This is a genomic window from Dyella silvae (genome assembly GCF_026421305.1).
GTDB lineage: Bacteria > Pseudomonadota > Gammaproteobacteria > Xanthomonadales > Rhodanobacteraceae > Dyella > Dyella silvae.
In genome coordinates, this window is record NZ_JAPJBQ010000006.1 from 209,769 (window position 1) to 227,325 (window position 17,557).

A 17,557-nucleotide genomic window follows, 5' to 3' on the forward strand; every position below is an offset into this window, starting at 1 on the left:
CGAGGCGGACCACGCGCCTTGGTGGTCTTGGCCTAACCACACACTCTAGAATCCCGCCATGCCTACCATGCCCCTCACCCTCGTCGTCATCACCTACAACGAGGCGCACTGTATTGCGCGCTGTCTCGACAGCGTGCCGTTTGCCACCGAAAAGCTGGTAATCGACAGTGGCAGCACGGACGACACCGTGGCCATTGCACAGGCACACGGCGCCCGCGTCGTGCATCAGTCCTGGCTGGGGTTCGGGCCGCAGCGCAATTTCGCGACCACCCAGTGCAGCCATGACTGGATTCTTGCGCTGGATGCCGATGAATATCTTTCGCCGGAGCTGGTGGCCGAGCTGGAACAGCGCCTGCCCGAATTGATGGCCAGCAACATCTGCGCGGCCATCCTGCGCCGCGCCACCATTTTCATGGGCGCGCCCATGCGCTGGTATCTGCCGTCGGTGGGCGAGAAGATGGCACGCCTGTTCCATCGCGACCGGGCGCGCTGGGCGGACGTACGCGTGCATGAGTCGCTGCGTTTTGACGGCCCTTCCGTGACGCTGAAGGCGGCGTTCAACCATGAGAACAACCCCAGCCTGCCGCAGAAGCAAATCAAGGTACTGCGCTACGCGGAACTGAAATGCCGCGACTGGCTGGAAAAGGGTAAGCCTGAGCGCATGTGGCAGACGCCCTTCGTATTCTGGCTGGCCTTTATCAAGGATTATTTTTTTCGCCTGGGCTTTCTGGATGGCTGGCGCGGGTTCATCATTGCCCAGACGGGTGCTTCGTATGCCGCCTACAAGCGCATGCGTTATTACGAGATGCGCCGCAATCCCGCGTCGCTGGAACATGCAACGGACGCCCTGATTCGCCACGGCATTGATCGATGAGTAAACAGTCCGCTCGAAAAGAGCACTACCTCCTCTACGGCTCGGAGCGCTACGCGCTCGCCATTCTTCGTCCGGTACAGGACGCGATTCGCGCGCGCGGCGATGAAGCTGCGTGGTTCTTCGACGGCCCGGGCGCGGAAGATCTGGTGGAAGGCGAACGCCTGCTCACCGTGGAAGAAGTGCGCGCATGGAACCCGCGTGCGGTGATCACCTCCAGCAACGCGGTGCCGCATTTCTTTCCCGGCGTGAAGGTGGAAACGTTTCACGGTTTCGACGCAGGCAAGCCGCGCCACATTTACGTGCGCGGCTTCTTCGATCTCTACTGCACCACCGGTCCGCGCGACACCGCCAAGTTCAGGGAAATCGCCGACCGCGTGGGTCATTTCACGGTGACGGAAACGGGCTTTCCCAAGCTCGACCCCTTCATGAAGCAGATCACCGGCCCGCTGCCGCCGGTGCGCCAACCCCCGGTGATTCTTTACCACTCCACCTTCTCGCCCTCGTGGAGCGCCGCCGAAACGCTGTACGAAGACGTGAAGCGCCTTTCGCGCGATGGACGCTGGCGCTGGATTGTCACCTTCCATCCGAAGATGAACCCGGAAACCACCGCGAAGTACAAGGCGCTGCAGAACGAGTACCTGACGTTCGCCGAGAACGACAACATCCTCGAACTGTTCCCGCAGGTGGACATGATGTGCTCGGACACCTCGTCCGCGCTCAACGAGTTTCTGCTCACCGGCAAGCCGGTGGTGACGTTCAAGAATCGCCGCCCGGGTCCGCAGCTGATCGATATCCACGAGGCGGCGCAGTTCGAGCCGGCGATCGAGCGCGCGCTGTCACGCCCGCCGGACCTGATGCAAGCCATCCGTGAGTACGGCGACGCCATTCACCCCTACCGCGATGGGCAATCCAGCGAGCGCATCCTTCAGGCGGTGGACGACTTCATTGCCGCCGGTGGACGCAACCGCAAGCGCAAGCCTTGGAATTTCTGGCGAAAACTGAAGATTCGCCGCCGCATCGGGTATTGGGGCCCAGCCCGGGTCTGACCGGCAGCCGGCGGCAATCGCCGCCGGGTAAGCGTGGAGCAAGGCTGGGTCGGGCTAGAATCGTCTCACCGACATCAAGAAGACTGCCCGTGGCATCCAGCAGCTACAGCCGCTCCGAACACCTGCGCTCCCTCTGGCCCTGGCTGCCACTGTGGGCACTCGCCGCCTTGCTGGCGATTTTCTCGCATGGTCCGATGCCGCTGTACTCCACACGTACCCTCGCAGTGGCGTGGGAAATGTGGAACCACAACCACTGGCTGGTGCCGCATATCAACGGCACGCCGTACAGCGAAAAGGTGCCGCTGCTGTTCTGGCTGATCCACGCCGGCTGGTTCGTGTTCGGCGTCAACGACGTTTGGCCGCGCGTGCTCGAGGTGATCTTCGGCGGCACCCAGCTGGTGATGGTGTCGCTGCTGGCACGCCGCCTTTTTCCGAACCGCCCGTGGGTGGCCAAGGGCGCACCGTGGATATTGCTGGCGCTGGGTTACGCGTTCCTGTTCGGCCTGCAGATCATGTACGAGGTGCTGCTGGCCGTATGGGTACTGGCGGCGCTGCTGGCGCTGACGCCCAGGGCGGATCGCGTTGAACCGCGCTGGTGGCTGTTCGGCATCTGCATCGGCCTGGGCCTGCTCACCAAGGGGCCGGTGATGTTTCTGCACGTCGCCTTCCCGTGGCTGCTGGGCCCGCTTTGGAACGACTGGGCACGCGACAACCGCGCCCGCTGGTATGGCCGCGGCGTACTCGCCATGTTGCTCGGCGGCGCCATGCTGCTTGCGTGGGCGCTGCCGGCAGGTTTCAGCGGCGGCGAGGCCTACCGCCAGCGCCTGTTCTTCACGCAGACGGCCGGCCGCGTGGTGGATGCGTTCGACCACGCCCGCCCGTTCTGGTGGTACCTGCCGGTGATTCCGGGACTGCTGTTCCCGTTCAGTGGCTGGCCGCGTGCCTGGGCTGCGCTGATCACACTGCGCCGGCCGCTGGATACCGGCCTGCGTTTTGCGCTGTGCTGGCTGATTCCGGTGATGGTCGCGTTCTCCTTCATCAGTGGCAAACAGCTGTATTACCCGCTGCCGGAGTATGCCGGCGGCGCGCTGCTGATTGCCGGTGCCATCGCCGTGCTGCGCGACCAGCGTCCACAGCTGGCCAGCAACCCCTGGCTTGGCACCTGGCCATTGGGCGTTGGCGGCATTCTGTTCGGCGTGTTCCTGTTCGTTTTGCCCATGCTGGTGGCGCACAACGACATACATGGCGAATGGTTCGACAATACGCAGCGCTACAGCCGCTTCTTCAGCGTGGTGTTTGTACTGCTGGGCGCACTGCTGTTGCTGCGCGGACGCGGTGAAATGCGCCGACTGGCATTTGCCGGACTGCTCGGCACGCTCGCGCTCAATACGCTGTTCACGCTGACCATGTGGCAGAACTTCGACATGCGCCCCTCCGCGCATCTGCTGGGCGCGGCTGACCGTGACGGGCGGGCGATTGGCTACCTGGGCAATTACGAAGGGCAGTTTCATTTCGAGGGACGGCTCACCCATCCGATCCAGCGTCTGTCCGAAGGCGATGCATTGCAGCAGTTCGCGCTGGAACATCCGGACGGCCTGATCGTGGCACGACCGGAGAAACTGGAACCCGCCGACCTGCGCTATCCGTTGCTGGTGCAGCCGTTCCGCTCGACGTGGGTAGTGATCTGGCCGGCCAAGTCGCTGGCGGATCTGCGTGCGGGCCGCGTACCTGCCGAACCGCCGCACCCGACCCGGGTCTATCAGGTCGACGAGTGGCGCTTCCGCGCCCTGCAATGAACGAAACCCTCATCGCCAATCTGCGCGCCCAATGCGGCGGTCCCCGCGATGGGGCGCTGCTGCGGTTTTCGCTGGGCAACGCGCTGCTGACCTCGGGCGATGCGGCGGCAGCGGCGGTGGAGTTCCGCCAGGCCGTGACGTTCGATCCTCACTATTCCGCTGCGTGGAAGCTGCTGGGCAAGGCGTGTCTGGCACTGGATGACAAAGCCGGCGCCGCCGACGCGTGGCGCCAGGGCATCGACGTGGCGCAGGCCCGCGGCGACAAGCAGGCCGAGAAAGAGATGACGGTGTTCTTGCGCAGGGCGGAAAAGCAGGAGTGAGTTGAGAGGAGTGAGAAGTGAGAGAACGGCGGTCTGCTCTCTCACTTCTCACTCCTCTTCACTCACTTCTCGCTCTTCAATCGTAAGGGCTGGTCCAGATGTCCGCCGAATACCGCTTGTAGTGCCACTGGTATTGGCTGAAGGCCAGGTTCACGCAGTTCTCCACGCCTCGATTGAGGGCGCGGCAACCCACGGCGATATCCGCATCGGCCAGACCTTCCGGCGCCGGCAGCAGATGGATGCGGTAACCCTCGCCCCTGGGCAGGCGCTCGGCAAAGGCGAACAGCACGGTCGCTCCCGTGCGGGCAGCCAGTCGCGGCAACAGCACCATGGTCAATGCGTCGCGGCCGAAGAACGGCGCCACTTCACCTTCGCCTGCGCGCGGCTTTTGGTCCGGCAGGATGCCTACCGTGCCGCCGGCCGCCAGCCGCTTGTACAGCGTTCGCACGCCCGCGCCTTCGGCGCGCACCTGTTCGGGCGCCAGCGCGCCGCGCACTTTGCGCAGTAGGCCTTCCACGGCGGCAATGCGCGGAGGCCGGTACAGGATCGCCATCGGTGTCTTGCGGCAGAGCCAGTAGTTGAGCAACTCCCAGCAGCCCAGATGGGGGGCGGCGATGATGACGCCCTTGCCGGACGCCAGTGCGGCGTCGAACAGCGCCTCGCCACGCACCTCTCGTACCAGATCCAGCGCGCGTTCGGCATCGTTGCCCCAGATCTTGGCGATCTCGGTGGCCGACTTGCCGCTGTCCATCATCACTTCGCGAAGCAAAGCGGCGTGGGCCGCAGGATCCAGCCCGGGGCGGGCAATACCCAGGTTCACCGAAGTGTTGTGCGCCGTGCCGCTCCGGCACCACAGCGAGAAGCGGCCGATACCGGCGCCCATGGCATGCAGCGTGCGCAATGGCAGCTTTCCGAGCAGGCGCAGGAGGAAATAGAGAAGGGCAATGTCAGGTCGCATGGGCGACGAAGTGTACCTGTCTGCCTTACCAGTTCACGGGTAAACGACACATCGGCTGCGACGTTTGTGCTTTCGAAGCTACCGGCTGGCATGGCCACGCCCTAAGCTTCGGCTGTCTTCCGCCACCTCTTTACTCATGATTGCTCTGATCCAGCGCGTCCTGTCCGCCCGTGTCGAAGTCGAAAACCATGCCGTAGGCGCGATCGGGCCCGGACTGCTGGCGCTGGTGGCCGTGCAGCCCGGCGACGACGAACCCCGCACCAGGCGCATGCTGGAGCGCCTGCTCGGCTACCGCGTATTCGCAGACGACCAGGGCCGCATGAACCGCTCGCTGGCCGATACCGGTGGCGAGCTGCTGCTGGTCAGCCAGTTCACCCTGGCCGCCGACACCCGTTCCGGCATGCGTCCCAGCTTCACCAGCGCGGCGACGCCTGAGGAAGGCCGGCGCTGGTTTGACCGGCTGGTGGAATTGGCCCGCGCTACCCACCCGAGGGTGGAAATTGGCCGGTTCGGTGCCCATATGCAGGTGCACCTGGTCAACGATGGACCGGTCACCTTCTGGCTGGAGACGCCATGAGCATCTTTGCCACGACGAGCCCTCTTTTCTACGACAAAACCACCTAAAGATGCCTATTTGGCGCGATTTTTGCGTGTCAGCCATGCCAATTTTCTTCCTTGAAAACTGGTCAAAAAAGCATCACATAGGTATACTGATCGGTTCCTGCATCCGCGGCGGCAAGTATGAATAGCAAAGCTCCTGAGCAACAGTCTGAAATCAAGGCGCTCATCTCCAAGGGTCTGGAGCAGGGCTACCTGACTTACGCCGAGATCAACGATCACCTGCCCGACGACATCGTCGATCCGGAGCAGATCGAAGACATCATGGCGGTGCTCAAGGGCGTCGGCATCGAGGTGCACGACGCCGCCCCCGACTCCGACCCGCTGTCGGACAACGCTCCGGGCGCGTCCACCGACGACGAGGCTGCCGCTGAAGAAGCCGTGGCCCTGCTGTCGGCCGTCGACTCCGAAGTGGGCCGCACCACCGACCCGGTGCGCATGTATATGCGCGAAATGGGTACGGTCGAGCTGCTGACCCGCGAAGGCGAAATCGCCATCGCCAAGCGCATCGAGGAAGGCCTGGGCCAGGTGCAGACCGCCTTGGCCAGCTTCCCGCTGACTATCCAGTTGCTGCTCGAGGAATACGACCAGCACCTGGACGGCAAGCGCCGCCTGAGCGAAATCCTGGCCGGCTTTGCCGACCTTGAAGAAGCTGCCGACGCAGCCCAGGCCGCCCTGGCCGATGCCGAGGTGGATGATTCCGACGCCGAAACCGACGAGGACGAAGGCGTCGAGGGCGCTACCGAAGACGAAGAGGCCGGCCCGACTGGCCCGGACCCGGAAGAGGTCAAGCGCCGCATGGAACTGCTGCGCGACTACTACAGCAAGTTCCAGAAGGCGGCCCCCAAGGCGGCCGACATCAACGACAAGAAGGTCGTGAAGCTGCGTGACCAGATGGCTGAGGAGTTCCTCAAGCTCAAGCTGCCGTCTGCGCTGATCGACGGCTTCGTGCGCAAGCTGCGCGACGTGGTCAACGACATTCGTCATCACGAGCGCGTGCTGATGGACATCTTCGTCAAGCACGTGAAGATGCCCAAAGCGGAGTTCCTCAAGGCGTTCCCGAGCAACGAGGGCAACCTCGAGTGGGCCAACGAACTGGGCCGCAAGCGCCAGAAGTGGTCGCCCAACATCAAGCCTTATAAAGAAGCGATCGATGGCGAACAGGAAAAACTCGCCAGCATCGAGCGCCAGCTGTTCCTGCCGCTGACCGACATCAAGGAAATCAACCGCACGATGTCGATCGGTGAGGCCAAGGCCCGCCGCGCGAAGAAGGAAATGGTCGAGGCCAACCTGCGTCTCGTCATCTCCATCGCCAAGAAGTACACCAACCGCGGCCTGCAGTTCCTCGACCTGATCCAGGAAGGCAACATCGGCCTGATGAAGGCGGTGGACAAGTTCGAATACCGCCGCGGCTACAAGTTCTCCACGTACGCCACGTGGTGGATCCGCCAGGCCATCACCCGCTCGATCGCCGACCAGGCGCGCACCATCCGTATTCCGGTGCACATGATCGAGACGATCAACAAGTTGAACCGCATTTCCCGCCAGATGCTTCAGCAGTTCGGCCGCGAGCCGACGCCGGAAGAGCTGGCCAAGGAAATGGACATGCCCGAGGACAAGATCCGCAAGGTGCTGAAGATCGCGAAGGAACCGATCTCGATGGAAACCCCCATCGGCGACGACGAAGATTCGCATCTTGGCGACTTCATCGAGGATTCCAACGCGGCCTCGCCGATCGAATCGGCCACGGAAACGGGCCTGATGGAAACGGTGCGCGATGTGCTCGCCGGCCTCACCCCGCGCGAGGCCAAGGTGCTGCGCATGCGCTTCGGCATCGACATGAACACGGATCACACGCTGGAAGAAGTCGGCAAGCAGTTTGACGTCACCCGCGAGCGTATCCGCCAGATCGAAGCCAAGGCACTGCGCAAGCTGCGTCATCCGAGCCGTTCGGAACAGCTGCGTTCGTTCCTCGATATCGACTAAGCGCTACTCAGCTACACAATCAAAAAAGCCCCGCTTCTGCGGGGCTTTTTTTTGTTTTTCCGATCAACTCGATGCACCGAAGGAAACACTACGTCGTGACACGCACACCAAGATGCAACAAAACAAGCTCATCAAGCACCTGACTCAGTCGCCTCTCTTATAAACGCCCGCAATCGTGTTCCGGCATAGCGGATTATCCGCACCAAAAGTGGAGACGAACTCACTGGCAAAGGCAGCCCCTCCCGCACGCCAGTTCGAATAATCGTTCAGCCCCCACGACGCCAACCTGTCAAAGCCTGCATTCACCATGAGCTGATCGACTTCCTGCGGCGCATACTCGCGATTATGCCGATCAAGACTGCCGTAGAAGATCTCCGGCGCCCAGAAGATATTCTGGCCCTTCAACAGCGCATACAAGTTGGAAACATTGCAAACGTTGGGCGTTGAGAATATGAGTACACCGCCTGGCTTCAGGACACGACGCATATCCCTGACAATATCGAGAGGATGCTTGATCCCAATATGTTCAAGTACTTCTGTAAACAAGATAGCGTCGAACGACTCGTCTTCGAACGGCAGGCTGGCCGCTTCGATATCGCTCTCAACGATCTGGAATCGGTTGAACCACGCTTCGCTTGGATAGGTGCTACGCCAATTGGAATTCAGGTTCAGCCCTTGAACACGATGCCCCATTAGCGTGAAGCCAATACCCACGTGCCCCGGAGCATTACCAATGTCCAGAATTTTTGCGCCCGGAGTGAGGACCGCCATTCCAGCGGCGAAGTAATGCGCGTAGCGATTCTTCGACACCTCAAAATACGGGCCATGTGTCCCAGCGCCGATTTCATCAGCGACCTTTTCGACGAGCTCGTGCGCCTGGGGAAGATGCGCAGCAATCTCGTCAGGGACATCACCCAGCAACGGCATCCCATCCGCGTAAGCCAGAAATTCCTTCATCAAGGAAAACAGATTGTTCTCAACAAGCTCCGGCATACATGTTCCCGATATGCAAATGATGAATTCTAGATTACCAATCTGACAAACAGAAACGCCCTATACCACGCAATCGCTCTGCTGGTAATGCAAGCACGCTCCTATCTGAATCATCGTCGATATTGCCCTGAATGGCCATTGCAGGCTCGCATATTATCGGGACGACTCGCCACCCAATGAAGGACGCGGCCTCATTCATAGCGTGATACTTGCTGTTCAATAGTCGTGCCGTATGTCTGGCGTCTGCATCAACGTTGCCGAGCCATCACTTTGCAGAAGGCACTCATATCGCATTGATGACATAGGCTCAGCCCATGTCGTAGAAGAACTGCTCCTGCACGATCTTGTCGTTCTTCACGTGATACACGCAAACCTCGGTCATGGTGATGCGCCCGTACTCCTTCATGGTCACGTCCATCGTCATCACCACGGTGAACCAGTTGCCGGCAATCAGCGGCTCACTGACATCGATGCTGTGGACCTGCACCACGTTTGCCTGAAAGCGTTTGCCTTTCTCCAGTATCGCTGCCAGGCCTTCGACATTGCCAAGCGGCCCATTGGCCGCCGCTTCAGGCTCGATGCTCACCGCATCCTTGGCATACAACTCGTGCTGGGCTTCTTCGAACTGACCGTGGCGGCACATGGCAACCAGACGCTTCGCGACAGCTTCGGTACTCATGAGGCAACTCCGGTGGAAATGGGTTTATCGAGGCTAGCGCCAGCTACCGGAGGCCCACGTGAAGGCGCAGCGGATGGCCGCTGCGCCAGCCGTCGTCAGTGCTTGCTGACGTTGTCGGTTTCTTCGATGAAGCGCGCCACGTTGTCATGCAGGCGTTTCAGCGAATCTTCGTGCGCGTAAACCATGTGGCCGGAGGGATACCACGCGTACGAGATGTTCTTCTGCAACGCGCCCGGAATCGGCATGTGGTGCATCTCGTAGTCGGCCGCGTAATACGGCGTGGCGAGATCGTAGTAGCCACCGTGCAGCGACACCCGCAGATTCGGGTTGGTCTTCATGGCGGTGGCGAGATCCGGCATCACGTTGGTCGACTGCTGCAGCGCTTCTTTGCTGCCTGGCGCCTTGTGCGCGAAGTCCCAGTTGTCGATGTCGGCGAACAGACGATAGGTCTGGCCATCACCGAACTTCAGTTGACGCCGCACATAGTCGTTAAAGGCCGCCACGTAGGCAGAGCTGATAGCCGACGATTGCGGGTCGTACTCGGAATCCTTGCTCAACGGATCGAGCGACGGCCCGGAGAAACGGGTATCCAGGCGGCCGGTGGTCACGTCGCCGTCGGCCTGCAGCTGGTGCTCGAACATGCCGCCGTCGACGCGAAGGTTGGCCTTGAGCAGATACGCGACCGGTAGCCCGGTGTACTCATGCAACTTCTGCGCGACGGCCTGGCGACGCGCGTCGTCGAGCTGCGAGCCTTGCATCAATGCCGAGGCGTACTCGTTGATGGCGTACCGTTCCACCTCGCGCAGGAACGGCTCCAACGCTGCCGGCTGCTGCGGCAGCTTGTGATGGTAGTAAGCGGTGGCGGCAAAGGTGGGCAAGCCCACGACGTAGGGGAGATCCACGCCAGGATTATTGGTGGGCCCGTCGATGCTGGTGTCGAAATTGAGAATCTGCGACAGCAGAATCACGCCGTTGAGGTCGACGGCGTGCTCGTTCTCCAGAATGTTGGCCACCACGGCGGAACGCGTGGTGCCGTAGCTTTCGCCGAAGAGGTACTTGGGCGAATTCCAGCGGTTGTACCTGGACAGGAACTGCGTAATGAATTTCGCAAAGGCATGGCCATCGCCGTCGACGGCAAAGATCTGCTTCTTGCGCTCCTTCATCAGCTCTTCGCGCTTGCCTTTGTCGGCGTCGTCGGCAATCAGACGGCTGAAACCCGCACCGGGTGCGTCGATAAATACCAGGTCAGAGGCATCGAGCAGGCTGTAGTCGTTGTTGACAAGAACATACGGCGCGGCGGGCGTGTGCGAATCGTCGCTGGTCACCACGCGTCTGGGCCCGAACGCCCCCATGTGCAACCACACCGTGGCCGAGCCCGGGCCGCCGTTATAGATGAACGTAATGGGCCGCTTGCCCGGCTCGACGCCCTTCTTGAGGTAAGCGGTGTAGAACATGCTGACCTGCGGCTCGCCCTCCTTGTCGCCATCGCCATGCAGCACGAGCGTTCCTGCCACCGCCTTATAGTCGATGCTCTTGCCCTCGACTTTCACCGTACCGGTCGTTTCGGAAGTCTGCGGTTTGAGCAGTGCGGCGTCAGGGCGATCTTCTGGCTTTTGATCCTTGTCGTTCTTGTCGGCGGCGTAGGCGCCGGTGCCTAGCATCAGAGCAGCAAGGGCCAAAGCCAGCGGGAGCTTGCGCATAGCGGTCAAACCTCTGAGTGGACGCGGTGGGCGTGAAGCATCCAGCTTAGGTAGCGCGATGGGCGGGTTTCATACGCCAGAAGTCACTACACCCCGTTATTTTCCCTTCGGGGTACGTTGGAAACGGCCATGGATGCCCGTGGCTCCGGGGAGCGAGGAGATGGCCGGGATGGAGAACCGCTAACCCCACGCAATCAACCCGATAGCCCCCAGCGCCAACAGCAGACCAAGCACATTCACTCCACTGAGCCGCTCACGAAAGGCCACCGTGCCCACTAACGCGCCCAGCGCGACCACACCGAGATTCATGCTGGCGAACACCAGCGAAGGGTGATCGGGCAAGGCCTGGTGCCCCCGTACGTAAAACACGATGTTTCCGAAGTTGGCCAGGCCCAACAGCAGACCCGCCACGGCATCGCGCAGGGTAAAGAAGGTCCGGTCATGCCAGCGGCGCCACAGCAGCAATGCCACCGACACGATCAAGGCGAGCGCAAACATCGCCTGCAGCGAGGCGGCGAACGGCGTGCCCGCCTGCGCCACGCGTTTGAACAGAATATCGATGGCGCCAAAGCCGGCAAACACCAGCAGAGGCCACAGCCACGCATGCTCGCCATCCTCGGTGCCTCGCGAATCCACGCGCCACACCATGCACACCAACGCCAACAGTCCCAGCGCGACGCCTGAGCCTTTGAAGACACTCAACGTCTCGCCAAACAGCAGGAACGCCGCGAGCAGGGAGATCAGCAGCGACAGTCGTTGTGCCGCATCCGTGCGCACGATGCCAGCGCTGCGTACCGATGCGCCGAGCGCCAGGAAAATCAGCGGCAGCAAGAGCCCCAGGCCAACGAAACTCAGCCATGGCGCCTGCTGGCTACGCAGCACATCCAACGATGGATGGAACACTGCATAGGTCAGCACGCTGGTCGCCACATAGTTCCACGCGACAGCCTGCCCGATATCGACGGAAAGCCTGCGCGCCAGCTTCAGCAGCACAGAAACCAGCACGCTGCACGCCACAGCCATCAACACGTAGATCATGAAGCATCCTTTTCGAGTGCAGCGGAGCTGCCCGTCACCCAGAGTGGTTTAGCGTTCCCATGCACGGCTCCCGGCGGCAGCCGGTATGCGGAGAGTCCACGGAAACTATGTCGAGTGCGTGAAACGCTCACGGTAGCGGGCAGGGCTGAGCTTGAGATGGTGCCGAAAGTGATGGCGCAGCGTATCCGCACTGCCGAAGCCACACACTTCCGCCACGCGCTCAACGCCCATGTCGCTGCCCTCGAGCAACTCGCGGGCGCGGCCAAGCCTTTCTTGCGTCAACCACTGCTTGGGCGAACAGCCGGTCGCCTCTTCGAACCGTCGCAGTAGCGTGCGTTCGCTCATGCGCGCGCGCTCCGCCAGCTGGGGCAGGGGTAGCGGCTGATCCAGATGCCGCCGCATCCATTCCAGCAGCTTGCCGAGTGTGGCGCCCTGCTCAGGCAACGGTGACTGGATGAACTGCGCCTGCCCGCCATCGCGATGCGCGGGCACGACCGCGCGGCGCGCCACGCTGTTGGCGACCTCAGGGCCATAGTCGCGACGGATCAGGTGCAGCGAAAGATCCAGCGCTGCCGCACTGCCCGCCGAGGTCAGCAGGCTGCCTTCATCGACATACAGCACATCGGGTTCGATATGGATGCGCGGATAGCGTTCGGCCAGCGCGTCCACGTAGCGCCAATGGGTGGTGGCGCGGTGACCATCCAGCAAGCCGGTTGCCGCCAGCACGAATACACCGGAACAGAACGACAGCAACCGCGCCCCGCGGGCATGTGCCAGGCGCAGTGCGTCGAGCAAAGCCTCCGGTGGTGGAGCATCCACCCCGCGCCAGCCGGGCACGATCACCGTGCCGGCGCCGGTAAGTTGCTCCAGGCCGCCATCCGCCAGCACGCGCATGCCGCCAGCGGCACGCATCGGGCCGGCATCCACGGCGCTCAAGCCAAACCGGTACCAGTCCGCGAGCTCCGGCCGTGGCAGGCCAAACATTTCCACCGCGATACCGAGCTCGAAGGTACATAGCCCGTCGTACACCAGCACCGCCACGTTGCGGTTGGCCGGTCCGGATGGACGTCTGGATCGTTTTGGCGGATTTTTCATGGTGACTGTCATTCTTGCCAATGTCGGTGCCGGACGCCAGTGCCGATACTGGCGCCGTCATCCACATATGGAGCCTTCCATGAGCAGTGTCGTCCAGCGTTTTTCCGCCGCCGCCAGCACCGATGCCCTCGCACACTTCCAGGCCCGTCTCGGCTTCGAGACCGATTGCGCGGACGTGTACTACGCAACGAATCACGAGGCCAAGGACTTCGTGCTGCTCGATGTGCGCACGCCGACGCTCTACGCCGCCGGGCATGTGCCCGGTGCGATCAATATGCCCACCCGCACCATCAGCGAGCAGCGGCTTACCGAATACCCGGCAGACACGCTGTTCGTCGTCTATTGCGCCGGCCCGCACTGCAATGGCGCCAACAAGGCGGCGGTGAAGCTCGCCCAGCTTGGCCGCCCGGTGAAAGAAATGATCGGCGGCCTCACCGGCTGGCTGGACGAAGGATTCGGTCTGGAGCGCTGAGGTGGGCGATGCGATCATGGCGCCCACCCACCCCCGGAGGTTTCATGCTGGAACTTCGCCCCACCTGCGAGCATTGCAACAAGGCACTGCCGCCGGCCTCTACCGAGGCCATGATCTGTACGTACGAATGCACGTTCTGCAGCGATTGCGTGGCGCTCCTTGAGAACGTCTGCCCCAACTGCGGCGGCGGTTTTACACCACGACCGATCCGGCCGGCGCATATGTGGAAGCGTGTATGGCTGGGCACCCATCCGGCCACGCAGCAGGTCACCCATAAGCCCGTGAATCTGGCCGACCATGCCGCTTTCGTCGCACTGGTGGGAGGACGGCCACCGGAGCAGCGCTGACCGGTCGGGGGGCGCCCACCATCATCACGACGGCGCTTTGACGTACGCCGTCTTAAACATGGCGCCTCCCCTACCGCCATTGGCCGCAGCGCTCCGGAGCATGGCCACTCAAGACCCACGCCAAATGCGTCGCCAACGACTACGCCTGCTGGGCGGGTCAACGGCATTGTTCGTCGTGCTTCTTGCCTCGGTTGCCACGTCGCTGCTGCTGGCGCAGCACGCCGGCACCATGGTCTCGATCTGGACCGCCAACGGCATCGCGACCGGTGTGTTGCTGTCGACGCCACGTCGTTACTGGCCCACGCTCATCACCGTCACGTTGGCCGCTCTGGTGGCCGGGCTGGCCATCGCGTTTGGCACGTTGTTCACCATCAGTCTGCTGATGGTGCCGGTGGAGCTGACTGAGATCGTCATCGTGACGGCCATCATTCATCACTACTTCCCGGTCATCACCGGGCAGCAGAGCGGATACCTGCGGTTCGGCCGCGTAACCATCTGCGCGGCGCTAGCCGGCTGCAGCGTAGCCACCCTGTTGGCCAGTTTCGTGCAGCGGCTGCCCACGGGCGGCGCCTCCCTCGGTACTCCCAGCGACTGGTTCCGCGCCCATCTGCTCGGCATGGTGATCACCGGCATGCTCACCCTGGTGGCCTTTCGCGAACGCGGCCGCATGCTCGGCGAGCGAGGGCAGCGATGGCGCATGCTGCGCGACGTGCTGTTACTGGTCGCCATCACCATCGCGGTATTCGCGTGGACGCGCTACCCGCTGCTGTTCGTGATCTTTGCGCCTTTGCTGTACCTGATATTCCAGTACCGCCTTCCGGGGCTGGTCCTGGGTGTGGCCATCGTGGCGCTGGTGACCAACGTATGCACCACCATCAACCTGGGGCCCTTCACACTCATCCCCACCAGCAATCCAGCGGAACGGGCGATGATCGCACAGGCTTTTCTGGGCGTTGTGTGCCTGGTGGCCGTACCGGTGGCGCTGGCGCTCGCCGACCGGCAACGGCTTGGCCGGCGGGTGGCCGAGAGCGAAAACCTTTATCGTCTGCTGGCGGAGTATGCGAGCGACATCATTGTGCGCATGGGCAGTGATGGCACCCGCCGTTATGTATCGCCGTCCGTCAGGGAAATGCTGGGTTGGAGCCCCGAGGAATTTGCCGCGCAGGGAAGCGAGCTGATTCATCCCGACGACCGTGAGTACGTGTCGGCCATCGTCACGCGTTTGCGCGAAACGGGTCAGCCGGCTGTCACGCGATACCGCCTGCGCCATCGCACGGGCAACTATCTCTGGATTGAATCGCTGGGCAGACTGGCCCCGAGTCCGGACCATCCCGGCGAAACAGAAATCATCTATTCAGGCCGCGACGTCACGGAGCGGGTGCTTGCCGAAGAGGCACTGGCCGATAGCGAAAAGCGCTTGCGCACCATCGCCGACAATGTTCCGGCCGTCATTGCGCATGTCGACACGGAACAGCGCTACACCTTTATCAACGCTTTTGCCTCGCAGGTCATGGATGCCGAAGCAGAATCAAGCATCGGCCGCACCGTCGAAGAAGCCCGGGGACCCACCGTTTATGCCTTACTCAAGCCGCATATAGCGCAAGCCCTGAATGGCACCCCCTCCACCTTCGAGTACGAAGTGCACGCGGGAGACCGCAGCCGCTACTTTCAGGCCGCCTACGTACCGGCGACCGCTGCCGACGGCACGCTTACTGGCTTCTACACCCTGATCACCGACATCACCGCCATCAAACTGGCGGAGCAGCAACTGGATTTTCTTGCCCACCACGACGCACTCACCGGCATTGCCAACCGGCTGTCGTTCCGCGAGAGCGCCGGCGTGGCCGTACAGCATGCAGGAGTCACACAAGAACCCTTGTTGTTGATGATGATCGATGTCGACTACTTCAAGCACATCAACGATACCTACGGCCACGCCGCCGGCGACCTGGCCCTGAGCGAGGTTGCGGTCAGGCTCAAGGCCAGCATCCGTAAAACCGACCTGCTTGCCCGCCTGGGTGGCGACGAGTTCGTCATCCTTTGCCGTGACATCGAAGACACCGCCACCGCCCACCAGCTGGCGCAGAAAATTACCGATGCGATGCGTCCGCCGGTATCGATCGGCACGACAGAGATCCAGGTGTCGCTCAGTATCGGCGTGGCGCTATGCCGGAACGCTGCCTCCTCCGACGCGCTGTTGCAGTGCGCCGACGAGGCGCTTTACCAGGCCAAGGAAGCCGGGCGAGCTTGCTACCGCCTCACCACCGATGGCATCTGAAGCTCATTCCCTCGCCGCCAGCGCCCGATTCACGCGCAGCGCCACCAGCGTGCAGAGCACACCTGACAGCAGATAAGCGCTGACCGCTACCAGCCCAAAGCGCACCGACAAACTCAGTGCCACCAACGGCGCGAACGCGGCGCCGATCAACCAGGCGAAGTCTGTCGTGAGTGCGGCGCCTGCGTAGCGCAGCCGCATCTCAAAGTTGGCGGTCACGCTGCCGGCGGCCTGCCCATACGACAGCCCCAGGCCGGCAAAGCCAAGAATGATGAAAGCGTTCTGGCCAAGCTTGCCGCCACCCAGCAGCCACGGCGTAATCAGCGCGAATACGCCGATCAAGGCCGCCATCAGACCCAGCGTCGTGCGTCGGCCGATGCGATCGGCCAGCAGGCCCGAAACGATCATGCCGACAATGCACGCCACCGCGCCGATCATCTCCGACACCAGCACGTCGGACACCGTTTCGGTGCTGCCAAGCACGATCCACGACAGCGGAAAGATCGTGACCAGATGGAACAACGCATAGCTGGCCAGCGACGCGAAAGCGCCGATGAAGATGTTGTAACCCTGCGTCCGCAGCAGCTCGATGATGCCGATCGGCTCCAGCTCGCGTTCCTCCATCGCCACCGTGTACTCCTCCGTCACCACCAGGCGAAGTCGTGCGAACAAAGCCACCACATTGATGGCAAGCGCCACGAAGAACGGATAGCGCCAACCCCAGTCGATGAAGTCTTCCTGATTGAGGCTGGAGTGCAGGAAAAGGAAGAGGGCCGCCGCCACGATGAACCCGATCGGTGCGCTCAGCTGGCCCAACATGGCGTACCACCCACGGCGCTGAGGCGGGGTGTTGAGCGCCAGCAGCGAAGGCAGGCCATCCCACGAACCACCGAAGGCGATGCCTTGCAGGATGCGAAACAGCACGAGCAACCCGATCGACCAGGTTCCGGCAACCTGGTAACTCGGCAGAAAAGCCATGCCCGCGGTGGCAGTGCCCAGCAGGAATAGTGCAATGGTGAGCTTGGTGCCGCGACTCCAGCGGCGCTGAAAGCTCATGAACAGCGCGGTGCCGAACGGCCGCGCGATGAAGGCCAGTGAAAAGACCGTGAAAGCGTAAAGAATGCCATCCAGCAGGCTGGCGAACGGAAACACCACCGACGGAAACACCAGCACGCAAGAAATACCGAACACGAAAAAGTCGAAGTATTCCGACATGCGCCCGACGATGACGCCAACGGCAATCTCGCCCGGCGCCACTTTCGCATGGGCCTGCATCCGGATCAGTTGCTCCGGCGTCGGACCCGCCGCGCCACCCCGCTCAGGGAACGTGCTTGACATAGTCGTTACTCGGAAAGAGGGA

Annotated in this window: 16 protein-coding genes; 9 read left to right on the plus strand and 7 right to left on the minus strand. The window is 62.3% G+C overall.

Annotated elements, in window-relative coordinates; genetic code table 11:
- Positions 1-58: 58 nt before the first annotated feature.
- The 4 genes from OQE56_RS15115 (at position 59) to OQE56_RS15130 (ending at position 4,036) form a co-directional block, all read left to right on the plus strand.
- Positions 59-874, plus strand: coding sequence for a glycosyltransferase family 2 protein (locus OQE56_RS15115; RefSeq protein WP_267225465.1), 816 nt, complete (start codon positions 59-61; stop codon positions 872-874).
- Positions 871-1,920 (plus strand): CDP-glycerol glycerophosphotransferase family protein, encoded by a 1,050-nt coding sequence (locus OQE56_RS15120; protein ID WP_267225466.1) that lies wholly within the window; start codon positions 871-873, stop codon positions 1,918-1,920. The genes OQE56_RS15115 and OQE56_RS15120 overlap by 4 nt, the downstream gene beginning before the upstream one ends.
- Positions 1,921-2,009: 89 nt before the next feature.
- Positions 2,010-3,716, plus strand: coding sequence for an ArnT family glycosyltransferase (locus OQE56_RS15125; protein ID WP_267225467.1), 1,707 nt, complete (start codon positions 2,010-2,012; stop codon positions 3,714-3,716).
- Positions 3,713-4,036 (plus strand): hypothetical protein, encoded by a 324-nt coding sequence (locus tag OQE56_RS15130; RefSeq protein ID WP_267225468.1) that lies wholly within the window; start codon positions 3,713-3,715, stop codon positions 4,034-4,036. Before OQE56_RS15125 ends, OQE56_RS15130 begins: the two co-directional genes overlap by 4 nt.
- 76 nt (positions 4,037-4,112) lie before the next feature.
- Here OQE56_RS15130 and OQE56_RS15135 read toward each other — a convergent pair whose 3' ends face one another.
- On the minus strand, positions 4,113-4,994 hold the full coding sequence (locus OQE56_RS15135) for an LpxL/LpxP family acyltransferase (RefSeq protein ID WP_267225469.1): 882 nt from the start codon (positions 4,992-4,994) through the stop codon (positions 4,113-4,115).
- A 136-nt stretch (positions 4,995-5,130) separates the two neighbouring features.
- On the opposite strand from OQE56_RS15135, the gene dtd reads away from it, so the two are divergent.
- Positions 5,131-5,571, plus strand: a complete 441-nt coding sequence (gene dtd, locus OQE56_RS15140; RefSeq protein ID WP_267225470.1) for a D-aminoacyl-tRNA deacylase — start codon at positions 5,131-5,133, stop codon at positions 5,569-5,571.
- Between the two features lie 164 nt (positions 5,572-5,735).
- Positions 5,736-7,598 (plus strand): RNA polymerase sigma factor RpoD, encoded by a 1,863-nt coding sequence (gene rpoD / locus OQE56_RS15145; protein WP_267225471.1) that lies wholly within the window; start codon positions 5,736-5,738, stop codon positions 7,596-7,598.
- Between the two features lie 144 nt (positions 7,599-7,742).
- Here the strand turns inward: rpoD and OQE56_RS15150 are convergent, their stop codons facing one another.
- The 5 genes from OQE56_RS15150 to ftrA all read right to left on the minus strand — a co-directional run bounded on the left by OQE56_RS15150 (position 7,743) and on the right by ftrA (position 13,103).
- Complete coding sequence (locus OQE56_RS15150; protein WP_267225472.1) at positions 7,743-8,591, minus strand: class I SAM-dependent methyltransferase; 849 nt, start codon at positions 8,589-8,591, stop codon at positions 7,743-7,745.
- 307 nt (positions 8,592-8,898) lie between these two features.
- Positions 8,899-9,270, minus strand: a complete 372-nt coding sequence (locus OQE56_RS15155) for a nuclear transport factor 2 family protein (protein ID WP_267225473.1) — start codon at positions 9,268-9,270, stop codon at positions 8,899-8,901.
- A gap of 95 nt (positions 9,271-9,365) precedes the next feature.
- Entirely contained in the window at positions 9,366-10,970 is a 1,605-nt protein-coding gene (locus tag OQE56_RS15160; RefSeq protein ID WP_267225474.1) for a S10 family peptidase, read from the minus strand.
- A 180-nt stretch (positions 10,971-11,150) separates the two neighbouring features.
- Complete coding sequence (locus OQE56_RS15165) at positions 11,151-12,008, minus strand: EamA/RhaT family transporter (RefSeq protein WP_267225475.1); 858 nt, start codon at positions 12,006-12,008, stop codon at positions 11,151-11,153.
- Between the two features lie 105 nt (positions 12,009-12,113).
- Positions 12,114-13,103: a transcriptional regulator FtrA gene (gene ftrA / locus OQE56_RS15170; protein WP_267225476.1), complete on the minus strand. Its 990-nt coding sequence runs from the start codon at positions 13,101-13,103 to the stop codon at positions 12,114-12,116.
- A 79-nt stretch (positions 13,104-13,182) separates the two neighbouring features.
- Between ftrA and OQE56_RS15175 the strand changes: the two genes are divergently transcribed.
- The 3 genes from OQE56_RS15175 (at position 13,183) to OQE56_RS15185 (ending at position 16,200) form a co-directional block, all read left to right on the plus strand.
- The gene (locus OQE56_RS15175) at positions 13,183-13,575 is read left to right on the plus strand and encodes a rhodanese-like domain-containing protein (protein ID WP_267225477.1); all 393 of its coding nucleotides are present in this window, start codon (positions 13,183-13,185) and stop codon (positions 13,573-13,575) included.
- A gap of 44 nt (positions 13,576-13,619) precedes the next feature.
- The gene (locus OQE56_RS15180; protein ID WP_267225478.1) at positions 13,620-13,922 is read left to right on the plus strand and encodes a DUF1272 domain-containing protein; all 303 of its coding nucleotides are present in this window, start codon (positions 13,620-13,622) and stop codon (positions 13,920-13,922) included.
- Positions 13,923-14,046: 124 nt separating this feature from the next.
- Positions 14,047-16,200, plus strand: coding sequence for a sensor domain-containing diguanylate cyclase (locus OQE56_RS15185; protein WP_267225479.1), 2,154 nt, complete (start codon positions 14,047-14,049; stop codon positions 16,198-16,200).
- Between the two features lie 3 nt (positions 16,201-16,203).
- On the opposite strand, the gene OQE56_RS15190 is transcribed toward OQE56_RS15185, so the two are convergent.
- The gene (locus OQE56_RS15190; protein ID WP_267225480.1) at positions 16,204-17,535 is read right to left on the minus strand and encodes an MFS transporter; all 1,332 of its coding nucleotides are present in this window, start codon (positions 17,533-17,535) and stop codon (positions 16,204-16,206) included.
- Positions 17,536-17,557 lie beyond the last annotated feature (22 nt).

Excerpts from the sequence above, each read along its gene's own strand:
- OQE56_RS15175 (WP_267225477.1), top strand. The coding sequence starts at position 13,183 with ATGAGCAGTGTCGTCCAGCGTTTTTCCGCCGCCGCCAGCACCGATGCC.
- OQE56_RS15185 (WP_267225479.1), top strand. The coding sequence starts at position 14,047 with ATGCGTCGCCAACGACTACGCCTGCTGGGCGGGTCAACGGCATTGTTC.
- OQE56_RS15115 (WP_267225465.1), top strand. The coding sequence starts at position 59 with ATGCCTACCATGCCCCTCACCCTCGTCGTCATCACCTACAACGAGGCG.
- ftrA (WP_267225476.1), bottom strand. The coding sequence starts at position 13,103 with ATGAAAAATCCGCCAAAACGATCCAGACGTCCATCCGGACCGGCCAAC.
- OQE56_RS15135 (WP_267225469.1), bottom strand. The coding sequence starts at position 4,994 with ATGCGACCTGACATTGCCCTTCTCTATTTCCTCCTGCGCCTGCTCGGA.
- OQE56_RS15120 (WP_267225466.1), top strand. The coding sequence starts at position 871 with ATGAGTAAACAGTCCGCTCGAAAAGAGCACTACCTCCTCTACGGCTCG.
- OQE56_RS15165 (WP_267225475.1), bottom strand. The coding sequence starts at position 12,008 with ATGATCTACGTGTTGATGGCTGTGGCGTGCAGCGTGCTGGTTTCTGTG.
- dtd (WP_267225470.1), top strand. The coding sequence starts at position 5,131 with ATGATTGCTCTGATCCAGCGCGTCCTGTCCGCCCGTGTCGAAGTCGAA.
- OQE56_RS15150 (WP_267225472.1), bottom strand. The coding sequence starts at position 8,591 with ATGCCGGAGCTTGTTGAGAACAATCTGTTTTCCTTGATGAAGGAATTT.
- OQE56_RS15130 (WP_267225468.1), top strand. The coding sequence starts at position 3,713 with ATGAACGAAACCCTCATCGCCAATCTGCGCGCCCAATGCGGCGGTCCC.
- rpoD (WP_267225471.1), top strand. The coding sequence starts at position 5,736 with ATGAATAGCAAAGCTCCTGAGCAACAGTCTGAAATCAAGGCGCTCATC.
- OQE56_RS15180 (WP_267225478.1), top strand. The coding sequence starts at position 13,620 with ATGCTGGAACTTCGCCCCACCTGCGAGCATTGCAACAAGGCACTGCCG.
- OQE56_RS15190 (WP_267225480.1), bottom strand. The coding sequence starts at position 17,535 with ATGTCAAGCACGTTCCCTGAGCGGGGTGGCGCGGCGGGTCCGACGCCG.
- OQE56_RS15160 (WP_267225474.1), bottom strand. The coding sequence starts at position 10,970 with ATGCGCAAGCTCCCGCTGGCTTTGGCCCTTGCTGCTCTGATGCTAGGC.
- OQE56_RS15155 (WP_267225473.1), bottom strand. The coding sequence starts at position 9,270 with ATGAGTACCGAAGCTGTCGCGAAGCGTCTGGTTGCCATGTGCCGCCAC.